Origin of the sequence: Pseudoalteromonas sp. P1-25 (assembly GCF_001401805.1) — a bacterium.
Taxonomy (GTDB): domain Bacteria; phylum Pseudomonadota; class Gammaproteobacteria; order Enterobacterales; family Alteromonadaceae; genus Pseudoalteromonas.
Genome location: NZ_LKDW01000017.1, coordinates 21,557 through 46,401, shown reverse-complemented (window position 1 = coordinate 46,401; position 24,845 = coordinate 21,557). Strand labels below are relative to the sequence as shown.

The 24,845-nt window shown below is 39.1% G+C and carries 15 protein-coding genes; 10 read left to right on the top strand and 5 right to left on the bottom strand.

Annotated features, from left to right (window positions below; genetic code table 11):
* Positions 1–206: 206 nt before the first annotated feature.
* The 4 genes from AN393_RS11805 (at position 207) to AN393_RS11790 (ending at position 8,693) form a co-directional block, all read left to right on the top strand.
* The gene (locus AN393_RS11805; RefSeq protein WP_055018160.1) at positions 207–4,943 is read left to right on the top strand and encodes an ATP-binding protein; all 4,737 of its coding nucleotides are present in this window, start codon (positions 207–209) and stop codon (positions 4,941–4,943) included.
* The gene (locus AN393_RS11800) at positions 4,936–5,799 is read left to right on the top strand and encodes a hypothetical protein (protein ID WP_055018159.1); all 864 of its coding nucleotides are present in this window, start codon (positions 4,936–4,938) and stop codon (positions 5,797–5,799) included. Before AN393_RS11805 ends, AN393_RS11800 begins: the two co-directional genes overlap by 8 nt.
* A gap of 237 nt (positions 5,800–6,036) precedes the next feature.
* Positions 6,037–7,038 carry a DNA polymerase IV gene (gene dinB, locus AN393_RS11795; RefSeq protein ID WP_055018158.1) on the top strand — a complete coding sequence of 334 codons (1,002 nt, stop codon included), beginning with the start codon at positions 6,037–6,039 and terminating at the stop codon, positions 7,036–7,038.
* A gap of 119 nt (positions 7,039–7,157) precedes the next feature.
* Positions 7,158–8,693 carry a leucyl aminopeptidase family protein gene (locus tag AN393_RS11790; RefSeq protein WP_055018157.1) on the top strand — a complete coding sequence of 512 codons (1,536 nt, stop codon included), beginning with the start codon at positions 7,158–7,160 and terminating at the stop codon, positions 8,691–8,693.
* Between the two features lie 215 nt (positions 8,694–8,908).
* Here the strand turns inward: AN393_RS11790 and AN393_RS11785 are convergent, their stop codons facing one another.
* Together AN393_RS11785 and AN393_RS11780 are read right to left on the bottom strand one after the other, a co-directional pair.
* Positions 8,909–10,546, bottom strand: a complete 1,638-nt coding sequence (locus AN393_RS11785) for a methyl-accepting chemotaxis protein (protein WP_055015315.1) — start codon at positions 10,544–10,546, stop codon at positions 8,909–8,911.
* A 142-nt stretch (positions 10,547–10,688) separates the two neighbouring features.
* Positions 10,689–12,914, bottom strand: a complete 2,226-nt coding sequence (locus AN393_RS11780) for a S9 family peptidase (RefSeq protein WP_055018156.1) — start codon at positions 12,912–12,914, stop codon at positions 10,689–10,691.
* A gap of 112 nt (positions 12,915–13,026) precedes the next feature.
* On the opposite strand from AN393_RS11780, the gene AN393_RS11775 reads away from it, so the two are divergent.
* Positions 13,027–13,431: an HIT domain-containing protein gene (locus AN393_RS11775; protein ID WP_055015317.1), complete on the top strand. Its 405-nt coding sequence runs from the start codon at positions 13,027–13,029 to the stop codon at positions 13,429–13,431.
* Between the two features lie 34 nt (positions 13,432–13,465).
* Here AN393_RS11775 and AN393_RS11770 read toward each other — a convergent pair whose 3' ends face one another.
* A complete protein-coding gene (locus tag AN393_RS11770) occupies positions 13,466–15,166 on the bottom strand; it encodes a dipeptidyl-peptidase 3 family protein (protein ID WP_055015318.1) in 1,701 nt (566 codons plus the stop codon).
* A gap of 286 nt (positions 15,167–15,452) precedes the next feature.
* On the opposite strand from AN393_RS11770, the gene AN393_RS11765 reads away from it, so the two are divergent.
* On the top strand, positions 15,453–16,292 hold the full coding sequence (locus AN393_RS11765) for an HDOD domain-containing protein (RefSeq protein WP_055015319.1): 840 nt from the start codon (positions 15,453–15,455) through the stop codon (positions 16,290–16,292).
* 81 nt (positions 16,293–16,373) lie between these two features.
* Here the strand turns inward: AN393_RS11765 and rdgC are convergent, their stop codons facing one another.
* Positions 16,374–17,282, bottom strand: coding sequence for a recombination-associated protein RdgC (gene rdgC / locus AN393_RS11760; RefSeq protein WP_004586854.1), 909 nt, complete (start codon positions 17,280–17,282; stop codon positions 16,374–16,376).
* An 83-nt stretch (positions 17,283–17,365) separates the two neighbouring features.
* The gene (locus tag AN393_RS11755) at positions 17,366–19,123 is read right to left on the bottom strand and encodes a HAMP domain-containing sensor histidine kinase (RefSeq protein WP_055015320.1); all 1,758 of its coding nucleotides are present in this window, start codon (positions 19,121–19,123) and stop codon (positions 17,366–17,368) included.
* 361 nt (positions 19,124–19,484) lie between these two features.
* Here AN393_RS11755 and AN393_RS11750 point away from each other — a divergent pair, with 361 nt between their 5' ends.
* From AN393_RS11750 to thrC, 4 genes are all read left to right on the top strand, one after another.
* Positions 19,485–19,853 (top strand): response regulator, encoded by a 369-nt coding sequence (locus AN393_RS11750; protein WP_055015321.1) that lies wholly within the window; start codon positions 19,485–19,487, stop codon positions 19,851–19,853.
* A gap of 229 nt (positions 19,854–20,082) precedes the next feature.
* The gene (gene thrA, locus AN393_RS11745) at positions 20,083–22,500 is read left to right on the top strand and encodes a bifunctional aspartate kinase/homoserine dehydrogenase I (RefSeq protein WP_055018155.1); all 2,418 of its coding nucleotides are present in this window, start codon (positions 20,083–20,085) and stop codon (positions 22,498–22,500) included.
* Between the two features lie 9 nt (positions 22,501–22,509).
* The gene (gene thrB, locus AN393_RS11740) at positions 22,510–23,445 is read left to right on the top strand and encodes a homoserine kinase (RefSeq protein WP_055018154.1); all 936 of its coding nucleotides are present in this window, start codon (positions 22,510–22,512) and stop codon (positions 23,443–23,445) included.
* 11 nt (positions 23,446–23,456) lie between these two features.
* Complete coding sequence (thrC, locus tag AN393_RS11735; protein ID WP_055018153.1) at positions 23,457–24,740, top strand: threonine synthase; 1,284 nt, start codon at positions 23,457–23,459, stop codon at positions 24,738–24,740.
* Positions 24,741–24,845: the final 105 nt, after the last annotated feature.

The window sequence follows — 24,845 nt, the reverse complement described above, 5'->3', positions numbered from 1 at the left end:
GGTTTTAAGCATGAAGGTTTTTGTTCTAGTCGTCTCGGGTCTAAATGGATTTACAGCAATGTAATAAGTCAGAATATTCGAGTGGGATGCTTTATACTTATGTAGTGATCAAGTTTTTAGTTAAGTTCCAGTCTAAGCTGATGAAGTTTCATACCTAAAGAACTTTCGATGGAAAAAATTTGTAAAACTTCAAGGAGAGGGAAAATTTGAATTTAAATAGTGCGCATGAAGGATATGACTATCAAGATCTAATAACAAGCTATTTCATACTGGAAGATATACTAAATGGCAATCGAGAAAGCACCTTCTCAATAGACAAAAAGCATACGACAGGAGATACCCCTGATAGATTTGATGATTTAGTTATAACTAACGGGGAAAAAGTACAGCGCAAGCAAGTAAAATATAGCAATGAACAAACATCTGTTAGGTTAACCAAAGATTACCTTTCCGCCGATAGTCACAAACAGATAGCATTATATAAGCTATACGAGTCATGGAAAGCACTCAATACTGCCCATACTGAATTTAGATTATGTTTAGCTTGGGGCGAGCCTAATGAAGAAAATATTCTGAAGGTATTAAACCTTCAGCCTTCAAACCTATCGTCATTCGACTCATTTCCTACTCAAGTTTATAAGATCGACATAAACGAACTTTGGGAAACTGAGCCCGAGAATTTTAATCGTTGGGATAGCCTAAAACAATACGTAAAAGAAAATAATATTGATAGAGATGAATTCCAAACATTTTGTGAAAGCCTTCTAATTGAAGTTAATTTTCCAAAAGCCAGTTTAAAATTTGATTCCCCACATGAACTAGAAAAAATATTACTCTCACAAGCAACTAAACTAGGGATTGGGCAATACCCAAACAATGACATTAACACTATTGATTTCTTAGTGAGACTTGTTAAACAGGTTGGAATTTATAGAACCAATTCTGCTGTTGTGACAACTCTAGATGTATTGAAAGCTCTACGCATCAAAACTGATTTTGGAAAACTTCAGCAAAAGTTTGAAATTGACCAGAGTAAAAACATAAAGTCTGATTGTAGATATAGTTTATTCTATAACTTTGCTGTAAGCAGCAAGAAAGTAATATTATCAGGTGAACCAGGAGCTGGTAAGTCATGGTTTCTAACCAATCTAATCGATTACTTAGAACGTAAAGAAATAAATGTTATTCGCCATTATTGTTTCACAAGTACTGAAGATGAATTTTTTGAGAGAAGGGTCAGCTCTAATACATTTTTTGGGAATCTAATAAGTGGGATACAAAAAGTATATCCAGAGCTAACTAACGTAAAAAATCAGACTTTTGCGGCTAATCTAGATGAACTGAACCTGCTTTTGCAAAAAATAGAGGAACCTCTAGTAATAATAGTAGATGGCTTAGACCATATTAATAGAGTTCTAGATTCATCCATTAGCTTATCTAAAGAACAAACTCAAATCCTAGAAAATATATCTCAGGTAAGTATTCCCGATAACGTAACAATAGTATTAGGCTCCCAGCCTGTTGAAGAGTTAAATTTTCTTAAAAAGGATTTTAGTTATATAGAGCACCAGTTGCCTGCTTGGGAGATTCAGGATACTAAAGAGTTAGCAAAAAAACATAGAATTACAAAATTAGATTGCAATAATGCAGATACCGTCGCATTAATTCATAAAAAGAGTGAGGGTAATCCACTTTATTTAACTTATATATTGTTAACGCTAGAAAATAGCGAGGTAATAAGTGATGAGATCATACATTCTCTACCTCCCTATGATTTCAACCTGAAAAAATACTACGAATACTTAACAAATAAAATTGAAAATAACACAACAGCGGAAATCTTATCTTGCTTAGATTTTTCTGTAACCAGAAAAGAGTTGCAAGAGATAATACCGGTGAAGCACCATTTCAATTCTAGTATGAAAGTACTGTCTCCTGTCATTTCTGAGAATACAGCTAGGGGTGGACTAAAGCTTTACCATGATAGTTTCAGACGATTTAACATGGAAAAGTTAGCTGATATCGAAGAAGCTTTAGATGCAAACTATAAATTCATCATTGACTGGCTAAATAGTGAATGCTTTTTTGAAAGTGACAAATCTTACCGTTACTTATTTAGTTACCTAATACGAGCAAAGAAGTATGAGGATATTAGTAGATATGCATCTGACAACTTTCTACCAAATAGCTTATATTATGCTCACTCAGAATCATTGATTAGAAGAAACTACGAAAGCTTTCTTAATGTCGCCAAAAAAACACAAAACTGGTCCCTATTTGTTTATGCTAGTGAACTGAATAGAGCAATAAACACAACTAGCTCAGAAGAGCACCACAGTCAGTTCCTACAAAATTTCGAACTATACTTTGAAGCCATTTGCTTGATTTATGGAGTAGAAAAAGCAAACGCGCTTTTATATTTTAATGGTGAAAAAAATCATAGTAATTCAGTTACAGCGCAAGCATTTCGAGTATTAGAAATGCATGACTATTCTCCTAATTGGGAGGATGTAAATGAGCTATTTTCAGGGGAGATAAGGAAAGATGATTTCAAATACTATATTAGCTTTTTCAACCAAACCAATGATGATTTTTTGGCGTTTCTAAACAAAGCAATACAACATGAAGATAAAACCTATCTTAGAATACTTTTAGAAGAGGTACTTAGACTCAAAGGCAGTGATTATTTAGTTGATCTACATAGCAAACTTACGGGCATTGAAAAAGAGTCAACGGGGCTTATCATTAATAACCTTTTCGAAAGGGAGAATTGTTCGACGAGAATACCGATAAAGGTAGAGAACAATGTGGCTCTTGAGCCATTATCATTGCCGCTCATCAGCGAAACTATAGAAAAAAACGAACTGGTTAGATTTTGTAAACAATTAGTGTTGTACTCAAGTAAAGATTTAAATAGTTTGATTAGCTTCGAAAAAACAATTCCTTGTGATTTCATTGCTCACAGTTGGATAAAGTTTTATATACGGAACCTTGTCATAGATAAGACTTGTAAGGACTCTTCATTAGAAGAAAGCATAATTCAAAGTTTGTCGATATTAGCAGATGACATGACTAACTTTCCTAGAGCGAGGTATTCTAGTTTTCTCTTTGATAATCGAGACTTGATTGATAGAAGCTTTGAGCAAGCATTGGTGCACGTTACCTCACAAGTAGCATGGAAGAATATATTTGATATCAGAAGGCAAATTGTATTTCCTATTATCCCAATAATAGAGAAGCGATTTATCAATAAGAACAATATCAACTTCTTGATAAAGACTTATGATAGCTTTGATGAAGAAAATAGTGATTATTTTGAACATGCAGATAATTCATTCAAAAAAGCGATTTATCGTGCAAAAGTAGGGGATATTGAAAATGCTAAGCTAGAGCTTAAAAATGCTGTTCATTTAACAACTAGCTACACATCTCGAAAAGATAGAAATTTAGCAGAAGTAATCGACCCGCTACCCTCACTGAATAACATAAGTCCCAGTTTTGCTAAAGAATATACGAAAAAGCTTAAATATCTCACTGATGCTGTTATGAAGCATACCGAAGATGGCAAGGATACAAGGTGGTTAACTATAGAATGGTTTGAAATGTTCATAAAAGTTGATTTCGAACTAGCTGCGAAATATTTAATCAATGAAATGCTTACCAATGGGTATTTTTGGAAATTAGACTTTATGTATGTGGATTTATTGAAGCATAGCGATAACGTCGAGCCCAGTATTTTAAATTTTCTTTATAGATTAACTCCAACAAACATTAAAGATTCATATCTCAATAGTTTTTTGGAGGTAATTGAGCGTTTAGAAAAGAAGGATGAAAAGTTAGCCAAAGCATCTATGATTAATCTATCTACAAGAGACTGGAATGACTCTTATGATACATTGAGTCAAAAAACCGTTCGCAAATATAATAATATTGCTCACAAATTAGGGCTTAACTTACATTTAGAGGAAGTTAAGGAAAAAAACGGTGGAACTCCGCACTCATTTGATAACGAAAAATTATCTATAAAACTAACTACCCAGCTTTGTAAAGAAGATAGCTTAAGGAATAAATCTACGCAGGATCTAGTTGATTATTTAGTTTCCCAAGAGTTCTTGGGGGTCGACAATCTCAATTACTTACACTTTTTCTTTAAAGAGGAAAATAATACCGAATTAGCTAATGAAATACTCATGCCTCTTATCCGAAAAAGATTTCCAAGAGGGCAAGAGTACTTTACAAACTTGCGGGGAGTGATTGGAGGAATTACCCTCTCAGATAGAGATAAGGTTATGTTATTGGTTAACAATTTTGTGCATTCAAAAGACGGGTGGTTTTCTAGTTTTGTCGACAAGGATTCATTACTCCAAGCTGTTACGATCGATAAAGATATTGCGCAAAACTGTTTAGCGTCAGCTTTATATTCTTTTTATCAAAATAAAGACTATTCATCCAAAACGACGGCTAACCTAATTATCGCTTTTGAATATGTAGGCATTGATAAACAGAGTATTTTATCAATGTATGAAAGAGGTTTTGATTTCATCAAAAGTAGGTTGCCAGACGAGAGTGAATTTGAATGGGAAAATTTAGATTACATTGAAACATCTGAGATGAATGATGATGAAATAGCAATTACATTGCTCCTTAGTAAAGCAAACAATTTAGATTCATCAGTTCAACGAGAGATTATTTGTGCGTTAAACTACTTAATTAAAAATCACACTAACCTTTTAATCAAACCCCTTAGTTGGTTTTTCGATAACTTTCATATGTTTCATCACTCAACAATTGCCTCAATCCTTGAGCTTATATCTATTGAAATAAAACAGCTTAAGTCATTATTACTAGAGATAAAGCCATCGATAAAAAAACTTATAGGGGTGCAAAACTTGTACATACACAATGAAGTTGAGAGTATTTTTAGTGAGTTAAGTAATGAATAGCAATATCATAAATGTAATGAATAATTCTAAATTTATCAATTATTTAAGTTCATTAGGTGTTGGGGTGGACGACGTGAAAAACGTAATAATACAGAACTTTAATGAAGATGAAATTGAGCACTTTATTAATAGATCCAACGGGATGCTTTCTCCGAACACTTATATCTATGATTTAGTTTTTAAGCATGTAAATGAATTTTTATATCAACGATATAGAGAATCAGTCATTTTTGAAGGTGATGGAAAAATAGATGTTAGAACAATGATTGCAACATCTAACTCTCTTATTAATAGGCCTAACTTAGTAAAGCCGCTTGATAAATCAACTGGATTTAGTGCTCCTGATGAATTAAACGATTTTGTTGTCATTGCTAGATTTGAGCGTCAGTTTGAAGCTAGAGAGTATGGCAGCAACACCAGAGGCAATCGCGCAGTGGTATGTGAAGGTTGCCTGCCAATGAAAATTAAAATGAACCCCTTGAAAAGCTTTCCTTGCACTCAAGACATTTGGAAAGATGAATACTGTTATGGAACTCCAATCATCCAAGGATTTTGTTTTAATGAAAATAGCTTAGAGGCAGCACAAGTTATTTGGATGAATGGTGAACTGCTGAGTATATTAGGCTTGAGTGTAGATAATCATGATAACGGACTCAGAGCCATAAATGAAAATGGTGAAGCCGTTTTGATATATCGTTACTGGAGAGAAAGTTTAATCGGAAAAGGGGCTTCCTTTGTTGGTTTAGATTCCAATATATCAAAATTAGAAGGTTGTGATTTAATTTTGAGAAAAGATTTCTATGAAAAATTGAGAGCGATTATTCCCAACATGGCTTTTTATACAGAGATAATTTAGTTAAATATACTTAAGAAAAGAATTATTATATTTAAGCTTGTGGGGTATGTCTGTCCTTAGTCATAAATTACTACAACTGATTAACAACAAGCTGAGGTGTGTAGACTTACTTTAAAGCACTATATAGAGGTTTTTATAATGTAGGTTTTCATTGTAGGTTTGAAATGTCTTCTTTAATAAGCTTTATTTGTCAGCCTACGTTTTTATACCCGAAGTTTCACAGGTGCAGCGGTTGAAATGCGTGATAACCCCAATCTTGCCAATGTGCCTTTAGCCATTGGTGGTAATAGTCGCCGAGGCGTGCTTTCTACAGCAAACTATAAAGCGCGCGAATATGGTGTACGCTCGGCTATGTCTAACTATCATGCCAAACAATTATGCCCAGATTTAGTTATTGTGCCTGGGCGAATGGCTGTTTATAAAGAAATTTCTAACCAAATACGGGCTATATTTAAACGTTATACTGACCTAATAGAGCCTTTGTCGCTTGATGAAGCCTACCTAGACGTCACCAATAGCTCGGCATTTAAAGGTAGTGCTACGCTTATTGCTCAACAAATTAGAGCCGATATTTTCAACGCTACTGGCCTCACTGCCTCTGCAGGCGTTGCTCCCATTAAGTTTATTGCGAAAATTGCTAGCGATGAAAACAAACCCAATGGCCAGTTCGTTGTATTACCAGATGAAGTTGATTCGTTTTTAAATAATTTGCCGCTGGGTAAAATACCTGGTGTGGGTAAGGTCACCCTTGAAAAGCTTAATTTAAAAGGATTGTATACAGGTAAAGATGTTCGCGAGAAAGGTGTGAATTGGATGCAACAGCATGTGGGGAATTTTGGTGTATCGCTTTATCAAAAATGTGCTGGCGAATACATTGGTAAAGTAACAACCGAGCGAGTACGTAAATCACTCAGTGTTGAGCATACTTATGAATACAACAAAAATAGCTTACAAGAGTGTCTAGATCAGTTGCCTAAATTACTGGAAGAGCTGACAGCGCGTCTTAATAAACAACAGCTACAAAATCGTATAAATAAATTAAGCGTAAAAGTGAAATTTGCAAATTTTGTGGTGACCAGTGCCGATCAAGCTCATCATCAATTAAACACAGCTATTTTTACTGAGCTACTTTCAAAAGCGTATCAACGGGGTATGCAGCAACCGGTGCGTTTACTAGGCATAGGGGTGGGTGTTAAAAATGAACCTAATTTAAATCTACAATTGAGCATTCTAGATTAGAGTGTACTTGAGTGTAACACCAAGTTGCCAGATTAAAATGAGCTCATCGCAGGTGGCTGGTTTTGTGTTTTTATATCAACGATAATAGCCCCTTATGTTTTCTAACAGGAGCTTTACTTATGGCATATCCTCAAGCGATAGCTGCACAATCACTCAGTGCAAGCTTTGCAGCATTTTCTCACGATGCACTTATTATAATTAGTGATGACTTTTCTCAACTTCCGAATAACTCACTACGTGATGCCATTGAATCACAGGCTAAAGTAGACTCTCGTATTGGTAAACAAGTTACGTTTTTAGTAATTGATAATCTACGCGTTGTTTTAGCACCTACAGGGCCGCTTAATCGCGATTACGATGATGTAAGACGCTACTTTGATGCCGCCAAACTCGCGATTAACGAAGCAAAAGCCGCGGGCAGTGTAAACCCTGCTATTTACTTACCTAAATTACATACGGATGCGCGTTACCAGCATGCATTAGAGGTGGCGTATTTAGGTGCATGCCAAGCATTATGGCAACCTTTAGAGGCGCGTGAATACCACGGTGAAAGTATTGAGCCAATTACGCAAATTGGTTTAATTGATGCGAGTGAGCAAACAGTAAAAGCTGTTAACGCAATTGCTGCAGGCCAATATGCTGCGCGCGATTTATGCGGTACTGAGCCTGAACGTATGGCGCCACCACGCTTTGCCGATTACTGTGTTGAGCTTTTCAAAGGCTCTACAGTGGCAGTTGATGTGATTGACGACATAGACACAATAGATAAAAACTACCCTATGCTTAGCACCGTTGCGCGCGCATCTTATGCGGTTGAGCGCCACCACCCACGCGTAGTAAAACTAGAGTACGTACCAGAGGGTGAAGTAACGCGTACGCTAATGTTTGTGGGTAAAGGTTTAGTATACGACACCGGCGGCGCCGATTTAAAAGTAGGCGGTTACATGGCAGGTATGAGCCGCGATAAAGGCGGTGCTGCATCTGTAGCGGGCTTTATGAAAGCGGTTGCTGATTATCAGCCAAAAGGCGTTAAAGTGATTTCTTATTTAGCGGTGGTTCGCAATTCGATTGGTTCAGATTGTTTTGTACCAGATGAAATAATTACTAGTCGTGAAGGCGTACGCGTACGCATTGGTAACACCGATGCCGAAGGGCGTTTAGCTATGGGTGACCTACTTAGCGAAATGAAAGACTTGGCTAAAACACAAGTTAACCCAACTCTATTTACTGTAGCCACTCTTACAGGCCATGCGGCACGTGCTATGGGACCTTACGGTGCGTATGTTGAAAACGGCCCAGCACGCAGTGCTAATACGTCTCGTCAAATAGCGGATTGCGGTGATTTATGGGCAGATGCAGCAGAGGTTTCTCGCTCTCGCCGTGAAGACTACGACTTTATAAAACCGCGTACCTTAGCTGATGATGTTTTATCAAGTAATAATGCGGCTTCTGCGGTTACCGCTCGCGGGCATCAATTCCCTATGGCGTTTTTAGCCGTTGTTGGCGGACTTGATAAACACGGTAACGACTCTGAGCAGCCGCTTCCTTATGTACATATGGACATTGCTGGTAGTGGTGTTGAAGGCGGTGATTGGCAGCATGGCAAGCCAACTGCTGCATCAGTAACCAGCTTATTTGCACGCTACTGTTTGTAATACCAACTTGCAATAATACCTAATCATTTTAGGGGCTAGACGTGTCGCTATCTGTGGTAAAAATTTTCATTTACAACTAAATAGAAAATTTTTTGCCTAGGTATCAACACGTTTTTCCATCCTAAAAATAGATCACTTAATTATGCGAAATGGTATAAGCTAAAAACGCTTATGTAATAAAAAAGCCCTGTTAATTCAGGGCTTTTGTTTTTAAATTATTTTAACTTAAAGCGATTAACCACACTCGAAAGCCCTTGGCTACTTTGTTTAAGGTTGTCACTGGCATCGGTAAGCTGCTTGGTATTATTTAACGACTGCTCGGTTGATTGAGATAGCTCGTTAATACGTAAATTAACCTCGTCAGCGGCTTGCGTTTGCTGTTCGGTGGCACGGGCTATTTGGCTGTTCATGTCGGTAATTATGGATACCAGCCTTTCTATTTCATTGAGCGATGTATCGGCAGATGAAACTTGCTCTACAGTCGTCACCGACAGTGCTTGGCTTGATTTTACCGCCTCTACTGCTGCTTTAGCGCCTTCTTGCAATTTGGTGATCATGGTTTGAATTTCATCTGTGCTTTGCCCGGTTCTGCTTGCGAGTGTACGTACTTCATCGGCAACAACTGCAAAGCCTCTGCCGTGCTCTCCTGCACGAGCCGCTTCTATAGCAGCGTTGAGTGCGAGTAAGTTTGTTTGCTCCGATATACTTCTGATCACATCAAGCACAGAGCCTATGTTATTACTTTCGTTTGCTAAATCTTCAGTTACTTGGCTCACTGTTTCTATATTACTGGAGAGTGTTTCTATGGCGGTAATGGTACTGGCCACCACATTTTTACCGGTTGAAGCATTGTGTGCTGCATCGTTGGCGGCTTGTTCAGCGGCTTCGGCATTGCGACTCACATCATGAATTTGGTGCGTCATTTGCTCCATGGCGGCGGCAACTTGTGTAGAACTGTCGTTTTGTAGCTCAATGAAGGAATGGCTTGTTCTACTAGACTCATCAACTGTGTGAGCGTGTCGGCTTACATCATCTGCACTGTGCGATACATGTACTAACGACTCGCGCATTTTTAAAACAAATAAATTAAAAGAACGTGACAGCTCGGATATTTCATCATTGCCCGACTCGTTTAGCGTACGGGTTAAGTCACCTTCACCTTGCGATATGTTTTTCATCATTTCTGCGGCAAGGCGAGTCGGCGTGAGTATACTTTTACCAATAAAGTAACTTAATACAATGACAGCAATAATCATCACTAAGGCGCTAATTATGATTAGATTACGCTGCTCACTAAACGCTTCATCTATTGAATCTAGGTATACGCCTGAGCCAATAATCCATTGCCACGGGTTAAAGCCTTTTACAAATGCGACTTTACCTACTGGCTGTTCTTTTCCTGGTTTTGGCCATTTATAAGGAATAAACCCTTCTTTTTGTTGTTTTACAATGTTAACCATTTCTACAAAAAGTGCTTTGCCATCGGGGTCTTTATTATTAGTTAAGTCTTTACCGTTAAGCGCAGGCTTTATTGGGTGCATTACCATTTTGGGTTGGTAGTTGTTTACCCAAAAATAATTTGTTTTGTCATAGCGCAGCGCTTTTATGGCCTCAAGTGCTTGCGTTTGAGCTTGTGCTTGTGTGAGTGTATTATTTTGTTCAAGCTGGTGGAAATGCTCAATAACACTGTATGCCGTTTCTACCACATTTTGGGTTTTTAGATATTGCTCGTTTTTTAGTGAGCTATATTGATGAGTTAAGCTAGAGATACTTAATACAATTAAGCCAAAAATAACTATGCCAACAAGTAATGACAGCCGCTGAAAAATACTAAAACGCCTTAAATTTAGCATAAATTGATCCTTATGTGTGTACACTCAATGTGCTTGTTTTAATGGTAGTAAAAAAGCGAGTTTAAGCTAGGTGTAAGCACCATTAAGACAAAAAAAAGGCTGATTTTTCAATCAGCCTTTAGTCTATTTAGTCGTCATATGATTATTTATCATCAAAATGTCGATTAAAGAAGTTTGTGATGGTTTGGTGTAAATGTGTTTGCACCTGTTTACCGCGTAAGCTGTGTTTTGAGCCTGGGTAGGTCATCATTTCAAACTGTTTTTCGTTATCTTGTAGTTGTTTAAATAATTTAGTGGCGTGGGTAAACAACACGTTGTCATCGGCCATGCCATGGTAAATCATTAATGGGCCTTTTAAGCCGTTAGCGTATGGAAATACGGCGCTGTCTTCGTAGCCTTTGGCATTCGTTTTTGGGTGCCCAAGGTAGCGCTCAGTGTAATGGGTGTCGTAAAGCGCCCAGTCGGTCACTGGTGCACCCGATACACCGGCTTGAAAGTAATCGCCCGCTTTAAACATGGTCATTAGGGCCATGTACCCGCCGTAGCTGTGGCCATAAATACCAATGCGTTGTGGGTCTACGTAATCAAGCGTGCGTAAAAACTCAACGCCTTTAATTTGATCTGCTACTTCTACAACACCTAAGTTTTTGTAAATAGCGTCTTCAAACTTTTTACCACGGTTGTAAGAGCCTCGGTTATCGAGCTGAAAAATAACATAACCTTGTTGCGCCATGTATTGAAAGTATAAGTTTTTGCTGCGCCAGCTATTTGTTACGCGCTGTGCATGTGGGCCGCCGTATACATTAACAATGACTGGGTGCTTTTTACCGTCTGCAATATTACTTGGTTTAAACAAGCGGTAATGCATTACTTGTCCATCTTCAGCTTTAATTGTGCCGTACTCTGGAGTTGCTAAATCACTTAAATAAGGTGTTAGTGGGTGGCTATCATCAAGCTTATTTTGTTCAAGCCATGTGATAAATTCGCCATTTACTTTACGAAGAGCCGCCGAGTTAGGCTTGTTTACCGATGAGCTGTTATCAATAAATGTTTTGCTGTCTTTTGCCATTACTACTTTGTGGTATTGGCCTTGTTCAGTGATACGCTTTATATTGCCTTTTTTAAACAGTGGTGCGCTGTATAAATGGCTTTCAAGCGGGGTGTCTTTACGTCCTGCAAAGTACACTATGCCTTTTTTCTCATCCACGCCTTTTAAGCTATCAACAACCCAGTCTCCTGAGGTGATTTGTCGAATTAGCTGGCCATTAGTGCGGTACAAATAAAGGTGTTTAAAACCATCGCGCTCAGAAGCCCAAACAAAATGCTTTTTGTCTTTTAAGAAATGCAGATCAAAGTTTAAATTGATCCATGTATCGCTGTTTTCAGTTAATGCGACTTTTTGCGTTTTAGTATCGCTATTGTAAAAGCGTAGTTCTAACTTATGCTGTGAGCGATTTTGCCATTGATACGAAAGAGTTGTGCTGTCTTTTAGCCATTTAGCACGGGCAATGTAAATGTCTTTATCGTCGCCTAAATCAATCCAGTCAACGCTTTGATTATTTAAAGATACAACGCCAAGTTGAATTTCAACGTTGTCGGTACCTGTAAATGGATAACGTTGGTTAAATAGCTTTACTTCGTCTGCGTATATTTCGTTACGGATAGCTTCTTTTACTGGGGTTTCATCTACGCGGGTAAATGCAATTTTAGATTCATCGCCAGCCCACCAGTAGCCGGTCATACGGCTCATTTCTTCTTGCGCTACAAATTCGGCCATGCCGTTTTTAATAACGCCGCCGCCATCTTTGCTTAGTTGTATTTCTTTGCCAGTATCAAGTGCTAATGCGTAAAGGTTTTGCTCGCGAATAAACGATACATAGTTACCTTTAGGAGAAAAGCGGGCATCGGTTTCAAACGCTTCTGTATTGGTAAGTTTTTTACTTTTACCAGACGCTAGCTCGTAATAATACAGATCGCCATTAAGTGGAAATAATAGGGCTTTGCCGTCTTTAGACCATTTGTACTCTAAAATACCTTTACCAAAAATACGTTGGCGTTCGCGGCGTGCTTTTTCCTCATCAGAGAGGTTTTCAGGGCCTGAAAACAGCTTTGCAGAATCAACCAGTATTCTGTTGGTGTTATCTTTTAAGTTGTATTCCCATAAATCATAGCGGTTGTAATCGTCGGTTTTGCCTTGCAGGTAAGTTACGCGGCTACCGTCTGGCGAAAATTTAAGTTGTACGGGGGCTTTACCCGACAGGCTCGGGTCGTCAAAAATACGCTCTAGTGATAATGGTTTTGCTTGCGCGCTCAGTGCACCAACAGCAAGTGGGAGTGCGAGGGTTAGGTATTTTATTTTTTTTAGCACAAGATTGCCTTAGCTTATTATAAATAGTGTATTAAATGGTAAAGCTAAGCGTGTGCAACTGCAAATAAATGCTATAAAGTGGCCATTATTAAAGACTAACTAGGATATGATGATGACAACTCCCACTTTTGAACTTGCCCCAGAGCTTAAGCGCGATTGTATAGAACTGGCAGATTGGCCTTTATGTAAAGTGCTATTACTTAACGATAGCCAATACCCTTGGTTTGTATTAGTACCCAGAAAACCTAATTTAAAAGAAATTATAGATTTGTCTGAAGACGACCAAGTTGTATATTTAAAAGAGTCGGCCAAACTCAGCAAGCTTATTATGCAAGTGTTTAGCCCTGATAAATTAAACGTGGCCGCTTTGGGTAATATGGTGCCGCAATTACATATTCATCACATTGCACGTTTTACGACTGATGCAGCATGGCCTGCTCCGGTGTGGGGTAAGTTCCCTGCAAAACCATACACAGATGAGCAAATAATAGCGCTAAAAAAAGCGCTGCAGTTATAATCTACAGCGCTTTATTAAAGTATTACGTGTTGGGTTAGTTAAGGCCTAGCACGTCTTTACCTTGTTTAAAGGTTACATCTACAGGGATATTAGCTTGGCTTAGTTTTTCTAAGTCTTTAGCAAGCTCTTCTTTAATATCGCCATGGGTGGCAATTAGCTGATCTACTTTTTCGTAATCGCCGTCACCTTGTAATGTTAAAATTAAGCGCGAAAGTTTAGCCATAGCCACGCCCATTTTTTCCATATTGACACGGTAGAAACCTTCTTCGTTTTTAGAAAAGGCGCCTTCTTGAGCAAAAAAGTTAAAGCGGATCATGTTAGCTTTACCATGTGCGCTTGATGCACCAAAGCGTACTGAGCGGAAAATACCTGCCATAAAGGTGGTGTAGTAATCTTCTAATGTACCTTCGGTAATTTCACCTTTTTTAAGTAACTGCTCAACCATGTATAAACCTAAAATATCGGCTTTACCTTCTTCAAGTGCGCTTGCGTGCTCTTGTAATGATTGGCGCACAGTGCCTTTATTTGTAATGGTGTTTTTAATACCTAGGCCGTGAGCGACTTCGTGGAACATGGTATTGGCAAAAAAGGCGTTAAAAGTAATATGCTTACGTTGCTCAGGTACAATTAACTGCTCAGCAATCGGCACTAAAATTTTATCAAATTTTGCACGCATTGCGTTTTTAAGCTGCAGGCGACGAGTGCCTTTTTCAAGCTGTACTTGCTCATCGTTTGGTAAGTTAATAGCAATAGTTTTGCTGCCCGCATTTGAGTGACCTGCGTAGTAAACCACATCGTAAGCATTTAAATCGGCGTCTGAGCCTGGCACTTCTTGCTTATATTTAGCATCTACCGGTAAACCTTTTTGCAGCTCTGGTAAAAAGGCCGCAAATTTAGCAAGGCGCTCGCTCCATTTTAAATCTTTAATTAGTACATACGACTCATAAGCAGAGCGGTAGCCAAAGAGTTGATCTTCGTAAGTTTCAATTGGGCCAATAACCACATCAACTGGGTTATTTTTCATGTCCATCCAAGCAAAGTCAGAACCCTGAAAATCATCTTTTTGAAGTGCATCAGCACGTAGGTTTAAGTAATTGGCAAATTCTTTATCATCGGCAAGTTTACTGGCTTCACGTAATAAGTCAGCTGCTTTAGCTAACTCTTGCGCGTATTCTTTTGAATAAGGCACACTGTAAAGATTACCTTGCTCATCACGTTTGATTAATGAGTAAAGGCCTTTTTTATCATCTACGTCGGCATTATTTAGTTCTTCTTTTGTTATGTCGGCTGGGTAGAATTGCGCGCCAAGGGCTTTTTCTTTGTAGCCTGATAAAAATGGTTCATCACCATTTAAACGATCCCATGGGCCGTAGTTAATATCAGCAAATTTACGTACTTTTTCATCACTCAGCTTTGCTAAAAAAGCGTCTTTATTATCGCCAAAAGCCTGCTTCCAAAATAGATCGTCCATAATTTTAGAAGCGTCGATAAGCTTAGCTACCATGGCTTTTTGATTCTCACTTAAATGAGATAGGTCGGCTTCGAGGCTAAAGTCGGTGTAAATATCTAAACGTTGTTTATCAATGTTAATTAAATCTGGGCCAGCTTGTGCGGCACTTTTTTGAGCAAGCTCTACACTTGTGGCTTCGGTCGAAGAGGGGGCTTGCTCTGAGCATGCACTAAGAAAAACGACGCCAGAGAGTAAAATTGCTTGGCTAATTTTGTTTAAGATCATTTGAATGCCTGTTAAAAAGTAAGTTTAATTATTTGTATGGGCGAACTCTGAACGCTAGCGCATACAAACGTTTCCTTATAGTGACTGCATTAAAACAAAACTAAATAGTAAATAGCAAGTGTTTGGCGTTGTGTAGCATCTTAGGGCGATGAAGGCACATTAATAACAATTAATTTATATAATTTTCTTAACTTTATCGGTAAGTTAGATAATACTCATTGTATTACTCATTTTATCCGAGGTTAGCAGTTGCATTGCGGCCCAGAAACAAAAGGATGACAGTTCTATGTCTACAGAAAATGCACTATTAACGATTTTGGTTGATAGAATCAACAACGATACTTTGGTTTTACCTACCTTACCTGAAGTCGCAATTAAAGTGCGTCAAGCGGCTGACAACCCTGATGTAAACTTAATGCAAATGTCAGAGGTAATTAGCCAAGACCCAGCACTTTCAGCGCGCATGATTAAAGTTGCCAACAGCGCAATTATGGGTCGCACAGTTAAGGTATCTAACTTACAGCAAGCCGTTACTCGCATTGGCTTACGCCAAATTAAAAATATAGCAACCGCAATGGCAATGGAGCAGCTGTTTGTTTCTAATAATGAGCTAATAAAAGGCTACATGAGTAAAGCGTGGCAAAAAACGCTAAATGTGGCGGGGCACTCAATAACGCTTATGGCGTTTTATTTACAAAATAATAAACGCACATCGTTAAATAGTGACTCTATAACGCTGGCGTCGTTGGTATATAACATTGGTGTACTGCCTATTTTAACCGAAGCTGAGCGCCACCCAGAGGTGTTTGCTAACCCAAGCTTTTTAGCGCATGCAATTCAAAAACTCAGTGGTAAAATTGGTGGCTCAATTATGGGCGCGTGGGAGTTCCCACCTGAATTTGTAAATGTTGCTAGGCATTGGGCTGACCCTACATATCGCCCTGAAGAGATTGGTTATGTTGATTTTATTCGTATTGGCGCTATTTTAGAGGGAACATTACAGGTGTCTGATAAATCAGCGGCTTTACAAACCTACATAGATAAAGGTGTTATTCCTTCTATGCAGCTATTTTCAAGTGACGAATACAACGACATGCTTGAAAGTGTGAAAGACACATTTAGCTAATTAGCAGTTATAAAGGTGAAAGCAAAAAGCACGACTGAGTCGTGCTTTTTTAGTTTTAATAGCGCTTATAATTTTAGCGTTTTATAAATCTTCTGCATCACCTAAACCGGCCGTCAGCTCTTCAAGCAGTAGCTTGATTTCTTCCGAGGCTAAAATAAAGTCAGCATCTAGTTTAACCGCCATATCTTCTTTTGGAATATCGGCGTTTTCTTCTTTTAACGTTTCTGAGTAGCTTAAACGCTTGATAGAACCATCGTTTTGCAGCATAAATTTCAGGCGTTCTTGCCAGTCAAGCGCAAGTTTAGTCACACGTTTACCATTTTCTAGGTGCGATTTAACTTCATCACATGATAAATCATGGCCTTTTAGTTTAACCTGTGCGCCACTGTCGTCGGCTTCTTCGAGTTCTGCATCAAACCCTATAGCAAAGTTTTCTGGCGTGCTGAAGTTAGTTAGCCAATCAGTTAAAAATACATCCAGGTCGTAGTTTGCAAACGCAGGAACTACCGGTAAAGTGCCCAGCGATTTACGCAGCAATGCAAGTAACTCTTCTGCTTTATTAAAACTGCCACTGTTTACTACAACCCACCCGTTTTCTTGATCGATAAAGGCAAACTGCAGGCTTGATTTTTTAAACGCTTGAGGTAATAAGGTCGTTAAAATGTTTTCTTTTAACTCGTCTTTTTCTTTCTTTTTAACCGGGCGGTTTTCTTCCGCCTCTATTTGATCTACTTTTTCGGCAACCATTTCATTAACAACAGATGCAGGTAGCACTTTTTCTTCACGTTTGGCACACACTAAAATGCTTTTTTGTGAAAAATGCGCCAGCGAGTCACCATGCTTACCAAATGCTTTTGTCCAACCAAATGTAGAGAGGTCTTGAGAGCCACACGGGCGAAATACATCTTGTTCTAACGCTTTTTCAAACTCTTCTTGAGTGTACGAAACATCTTGCTTAAAGCGATAACAAATCAGGTTACTAAACCACATAAGGTAACTTTTCCATCTTATAAATTTGCTCAATCATAGCAATAAAATGGGGTTCTCGAAATGGCTGATTTTAACCAAAGCCTTTATTGATTAAATAATGGCTTTGGCATATTTTTAGGAAACTCAATATGGTAATGCAGCCCTTTACCGGGTTCACTGTTAGCCTCTATTGAACCGCTGAGCGTTTGCTTAACTAAGTTAAAGGTTATATGTGTGCCCAAGCCACTACCGCCTTGGTCGCGCTTTGTAGTAAAAAAGGGGTCGAACAATTTAGCTAACTGCTCTTTTGTTACACCGTTACCGTTATCTTTGTAGTCAATCACAAGGAGCGTGTCATTGGCACTAATATTTATATCAATATTGCCCTGCGCAATATTATCAAAACCATGAATAATTGAGTTCATAATTAAGTTGGTAAAAATTTGGCTAATCGCCCCAGCAGGTAAATTTAGAACTAAATCATCCGGACACTGCAAGTTTATGGTGTGCTTGGTTTTTTTAAGTTTAGGGTGAAGCGACAAAATCACTTCGTTTAAGTAATCTTTAAAGTTAATTGTTCTTACAGCTTCACTGGCTTGATCTACCGCTATTTGTTTAAAGCTGGCAATGAGCTCAGAGGCTCTATCAAGGTTGGTTGTAAGCAAGCTCGTGCTTTGCTTGGCTTCGTTTATAAATTCTTCTAATGCTTTAGGCGATAAAGTTTTTTCTTTATACGCGCTTTCTAAGGTATTTAAACGCTCTTGCAAGAACGATATAGCGGTTACCCCGATACCAATAGGCGTATTTATGTCATGTGTAATGCCAGCAACAAGCCCGCCTAATGCGGCCATTTTTTCTGTGCCTACTAATCGCTCTTGAGCAAGGCTTAGCTCGTCAAGGTAGCGTTCGAGCTCTTTTTGTTTGGTTAATAACTCTTCTTCGGTGTGCCTACGTAAATCAACCTCTTCGGTTAACACTAGTTTTTGCTTTTCTAGTTCGTACTTCTGTTGCTGTAAATCCATCATTGCTTGACTTAAATTTGATGTTTTACGAGCAACATCCTGCTCAAGTTGTATATTGTGTTGGTCGAGCTTTTCATTACTAACAATCAGTTCACGTTGAGTGTGTTCAAGCTCCTTTCTGTATTGGACTACTTTATCTATTAAGTTATTAAAAGACTGCTCCATAACGTTTAGTTCGTTATGCTCTTCGGTTTCAATTTCTATGTGTTGACCTTCTAAGTCATCAAGCTCAAGGTTTTCTATTTGATCGGTTAATTCGTTTAACGGGTCGGTGAGCAGTTTTCTAAATGCCATTAAAAACAAGATGATCAAAAAGGTGGTTTTGATCATGGCGTTACCAATTAAAAAGTAAATAGATACCATTATTCGGCTAAATACCACGTCGCGGCTCGAAAATAAGGTTACATCACCCACTTGCGTAGCACGTCCTGAGAACTCAAAAATGAGTGGGAATGTATAACCAAATAGACCTGACTTAGTGTCCTCTATAATAACTTCTTCTTGAACAAGTTGTTGATTATAAAGTTTATGTATATCTAGAGAGCGCCCCAGTTGCGAAATAATTTCGCCGCTGTCGTCGCGTACAATAATGCCCTCCACCATAGGGATGGCAAGTAAGCCTTCTGCGGTTGTTATTGTTTGCTTTGTATTTAGTTCCCAAATTGCACGCGTTAAGCTTCTACTGAAGGTTTTTTGTAGTGTACTGAGCTCATCACGAATGTAGTCTTTAGTATTTACAAATTCAGCAAGCACTTGTCCACATGTCACCACAAAGGTGAGTAAAAAATACACTGATAAAACATTAGTTAACAATTTCTTAGAAAGGCTTTTTTGTAACATATGGGATTTACTCATCCGGTGTAATTATATCTAAGTTGCAATTTCTATCCTAAAAGTTAGTCAATAAAACCTTAAAAATAAATAAAAAAACTTATATTTTAAAGAGACTGACTCTTGTGAGTCGTTTTGTTTTAATAATAGTGCACTAATTTGGTTTAAAGTAATCCAAATGCCCACTTATATTACATAAGTATCGATTGGGTGGGGAATTATTAATAATAGTTAAAGTTTTATTGTAAGGTTACCGTATCACACTATACGAACAAGCAAAGTGTTAGAGTTTTAGGAACGTGTTAGAATAGAAAAAAACCAACGGATGGCTCGTTTTTATAATTTTTAGAAGGTTATTTTAGTAGTAAACATGATGAAATTTTCTATATTAGTGTGTGATGATTCCACTGTTGCACGTAAACAAGTTGTGCGTTGTTTAAATGAGTGCGTGAATGCCGACATACAGCAAGCTGCAAACGGGGCCGATGCGCTTGAGCTTTTACGCTTGCAGCAATTTGATCTTCTGTGTTTAGACTTAACCATGCCAGAAGTTGACGGTGTACAGGTGCTAGAGCGTATTAAGGCAGAAAAAATAGAGTGCTTTGTATTGGTGATCTCCGCTGATATTCAACAACAAATGAAGCAAAAGGTGGCGCAGTTAGGTGCTATCGACTTTATAAATAAACCTATTAACAAATCAGCCTTAAGCGAAGTTTTGCATAAATTTGGCATTCATTAGGTTTTTTCATGTTCAAAAAGGCTGTTTTATCTTTTAATTTGGGGTTGACAGCATAGCCTTTGTTAAGGCAGTCTTAGTGTTATGAAAACAATTAATCGCGTACTGACCATTATTATTACAACCACCATTCTTACTGGATAGTGGCATAGGTCGGTGCAACAAATTTAAAGGCCTGTGTTCACTAAGAACACAGGCCTTTTTTCGTTTTATGGGATGAGGAACATAAATAATGCGCGTTTTAAAATTTGGAGGCTCTTCGCTTGCTGACTTTGCCTGTTTGCAACAAGTAGCTCAACTTGTCAAAGCACAGTTAAAAGATGAAATGTTACTGGTGCTTTCTGCACCCGGTGGTATGACTGACTCATTAGTTGCGCTGGCAAGTGCCGCAGAGCAAGGTCTGGACTTTTCACAGCAATGGCAAGCTTTACTAAGCCGATGCGAAACATTAAAAGCAGAAGTAGAAAAAAGCAGTGGCGAAGTCGCAAACTGGCCAGATTTTCATGAGCTTAAAAATAAGCTAGATGGTGTGGCGCTTATTAAATGCTGCCCAGATCAAATTCGTGCTTTTGTAATTAGTTTTGGTGAGCGAGTAAGTGTATCGCTTATGCAAAGTTTATTAAGCTCGCACAATGCACAATACCTAGAAGCAACACGCTGTGTTGCCTCTACAGGGGGGTACATTGATGCTGAAGCCGACTTAGTAACGAGTAAAGCACGTTTTCAAGCAGTACTTAAAGAAAACCCAGCCACTATTTATATTATGCCAGGATTTACAGCCAGCAATGAGCAAGGTGAACTCACTACGCTTGGCCGTAACGGCTCTGATTACTCAGCGGCAATTGCTGCTGCATGTTTAGATGCTGAAATATGTCAAATTTGGACAGATGTTGATGGGGTGTACAGCGCCGATCCGCGTTACATCAAAAAAGCGACTAAAGTTGACTTTTTATCTTATAAAGAAGCAATGGAGCTTTCTTACTTTGGCGCTAAAGTACTTCATCCTAAAACCATTTTACCGTGCGCCAAAGCGGGTGTACCGTGCGAAATTAAAAATACCCATAACCCAGATGCTCAAGGCTCATTAATTGGTAACGATTATTCATCGGATGAACCTGTAAAAGCGCTTTCTAGCTTGCAAGACTTAGCAATGCTTACCGTGTCAGGCCCTGGCATGAAAGGTAAGGTGGGTATGGCCTCTAAGGTATTTAATGCTCTTGCGCACGATAACGTATCGATTGTGTTAATTACGCAATCATCGTGCGAGTTTAGTATTAGCTTTTGTGTGCACGAAAGTGATTTAGCGCTAGCGCTAGAGGCCTTGCAAAGTGCATTTGAGCTTGAATTACAAGCAGGCTTAATTGAGCCGGTACACGTACAACGTAACCTTGCCATTGTTACTTTAGTGGGCGATAACATGCGTGCACACAAAGGTTTAGCTGCGCAGTTTTTTGCTTCTCTTGCACAGGCCCAAGTAAACATTGTAGCCATTGCGCAGGACTCTACAGAAAGTGCTATTTCAGCGGTTATTGACGGTGAGCTGTGTAACGATGCAGTAAAAATATGCCACGAAAACTTTTTTACTCACGTCCCTTCAATCGACGTATTTTTACTTGGCTGTGGCTTAGTAGGCCAAGAGCTTATTTCTCAGTTAGAACGCCAACAGGCGTGGCTTGAAAAACGAAATATTAAATTAAACCTATATGGCGTTGCTAATTCTCGTCAATTGCATTTAGACAGCGAAGGTATTGCATTTGATGATTGGCAGCAAAAGCTAGCAGCATCAGAGCAAGCGTTTGACTTAAATTTAGTAGAGCAGTTTGTAAAACAAAATCACTTAGTAAACCCAGTGATTGTAGATTGTACGTCTTCTGATGCGCTAGCGGCTCAGTATGTGGATTTTTTAAATGCGGGTTTCCATGTTGTGGCCGCTAATAAAAAGGCAACAACCAGCTCGTACGATTATTACCAAAACTTAATTGCAGCAACACAAAAAAATAACCGCAAATTTTTATACGAAACAAACGTAGGTGCAGGTTTACCGGTAATCGATAACTTACAGTCGTTATTTGGTGCAGGTGATGAGTTACTCGAATTTAGCGGTATTTTATCAGGCTCACTGTCGTACATGTTTGGTGCACTAGAAGATGGTTTATCACTTTCTGAGGCAACAATTAAAGCAAAAGAAAGCGGTTTTACAGAGCCAGACCCACGCGATGATTTATCGGGTACTGATGTAGCACGTAAATTACTGATTATTGCTCGCGAAGCCGGCATGAAATTAGAGCTTAGCGATATAGAAGTTGAGTCGGTATTGCCACAAGGTTTTGCACAAGACGACAGCGTAGATGAATTTATGGCTAAACTACCAAGTTTAGACGCTGAGTTTAACGACCGTATTCAAAGTGCCGCAGCAGAGGGTAAAGTACTTCGTTATGTAGGTACAATTAAAGAAGGCCACTGTAAAGTAGGTATTGAAGCGGTCGATTCATCGCATGCATTAAATGTTATTCGTGATGGTGAAAACGCATTAGCTATTTTAAGCCAGTATTATCAACCACGCCCGTTTGTAATACGTGGTTACGGCGCAGGCTCTGCAGTAACAGCAGCCGGTGTATTTGCCGACGTATTAAAAACGTTATCGCGCTAGGAGTTAAAAATGATAGAAGTATATGCTCCGGCGTCTATAGGTAATTTTGCAGTGGGCTTTGATGCACTAGGCGCAGCGCTTGCGCCTATTGATGGCAGTTTATTAGGTGACGTGGCCGTAGTAAGCGCCGCTCAAAGTGATGAGTTTGCTTGCTCAGGCGAATACGCGCATAAGTTACCAAGCGATGCGAGCGAAAACCTAGCATATCAGTGTTTAGTGCATTTTAGAGCGCACGTGGCGCCAGATATGCCAAGTGTAAAATTAGAACTTAAAAAGAACTTACCAATTGGCTCAGGGCTAGGTTCGAGTGCGTGCTCGGTGGTCGCAACCTTTGCAGCGCTTGATAAGTTTGCTCAAACCAATTTAAGCCAAGTTGAGCTGATTGAGTTAATGGCTGATTTTGAAGCGATAGTCAGTGGTGGGCGTCATTACGACAACATCACCCCGTGTTATTTAGGGGGCTTACAGATTACAGGCGATTTAATTCCTGATAAGTCAATTGCTTTACCAGTTGATGAAAACTGGTACTACGTAGCGGCGTTCCCTGGTTTTTCGCTTAATACCGCAAAGGCACGCTCGGTATTACCAAAAGAGTTAAGTATGTATGCGGGGGTTGAGTTTGCTCAGCGTTTATCGGCATTTAGCAGTTTGTTATTAACGCAGCGTTTTGATGATGCACTAAGCATTATGCAAGACGATATTGCAGAGCCGTACCGGGCGCCTTTAATTGCCGGCTTCAGTGAGGCAAAAGCGAACCTTCCAGCATTAGGCGCTGAAGTTGTCAGTATTTCAGGTGCAGGCCCTACGTTATTTACAGTGTGTAAAACATTAGAAGCGGCTGAAAAATGTGCGCAGTGGTTAGCGCAAAACTATATAAATGAGCAGGGCTTTTGCCACATTTGTAAATTAGATAACGATGGCACGCGTCAATTAACAGTTTTATAGGATAGGCATTTATGCAATTACATAATTTAAAAGAAAATTCTCAAAAAGTGTCGTTTGTTGAAGCGGTAAAAACAGGGCTTGGGCGCAATCAGGGGGTATTTTTCCCTGAAAGCTTAGCGCCACTAACAGATGTAGATACGTTATTAGATATGGATTTTGTTACCCGCAGTAGCAAAATTTTATCGCACCTTATTGGCGATGAACTGCCCGCTGATACTGTTGCTCAAATGGTAAAAAATGCGTTTAACTTCCCCGTAAAATTGGTAGAGGTTGAAGACAATAACTATTGTTTAGAGCTTTTTCACGGTCCTACGCTTGCGTTTAAAGACTTTGGTGGACGCTTTATGGCTGAGTGTTTAGCACAGTTTAACAAAGGCGAAAAAGTCACGATTTTAACGGCAACCTCTGGCGATACTGGCGCTGCTGTAGCGCATGCGTTTTACAACAAGCCAAATATAGATGTGGTTATTCTATACCCTAAAGGCAAAATTTCGCTTGCTCAGCAAAAGCTATTTACTACGCTTGGTGACAACATTCATTGTTACGCAGTTGATGGCAGTTTTGATGATTGCCAAGAGCTAGTTAAAAAGTCGTTTTTAGATGACGAAGTTAAATCTACACTGGGTCTTAATTCAGCTAACTCAATCAACATTAGCCGCCTAGTGGCACAAGTATGTTATTACTTTGAGGCCATTGCACAGCTACCAAAAGAAAAGCGTGCTACCGCGCATATTTCAGTCCCTAGTGGTAACTTTGGTAATGTATGTGCCGCCATGATTGGTGCTGTAATTGGTTTGCCAGTAGGTAAACTAAGCGCAACGACTAACCAAAACGATACCGTGCCACGCTACATGCTTGATAAAAATTGGGCGCCAAATGCCACGCTTGAGTCGCTTTCAAATGCGATGGATGTGAGCAAACCAAACAACTGGCCACGTGTGCAAACAATGTTAGATAATAACTGGTTTAGCTACGATAATTTTTACTCAACCAGCGTGAGCGAAGAAAATACGCAAGCAGTGATGAAAAATATTCAACAAATTGGTTATGTTGCAGAGCCCCATACCGCTATTGCATACCAAGGCCTTGTAGAGAATAAAGCCGCTGACGCCGCGGGTATCTTTTTAGCAACTGCTCACCCAGCTAAGTTTAAAGAAAGCGTAGAAGAGATTCTTAATATTGAACTTGAGATGCCAAAACCACTGAGCGACGCACTTGCAAAACCTTGTTTAGCAAAGGACATTAACGCTGATTACGACGCGTTACGTAATGAAATACTCACTAAGTTGGGCTAACTAACTTAGTGTTAAAAAAGCGGCTTTGGCCGCTTTTTTTGTGTTTTAAATGCAGTTTATAAAACTACTGTCATTAACTAATTAAATGTAAAAATTAAAAGTCAT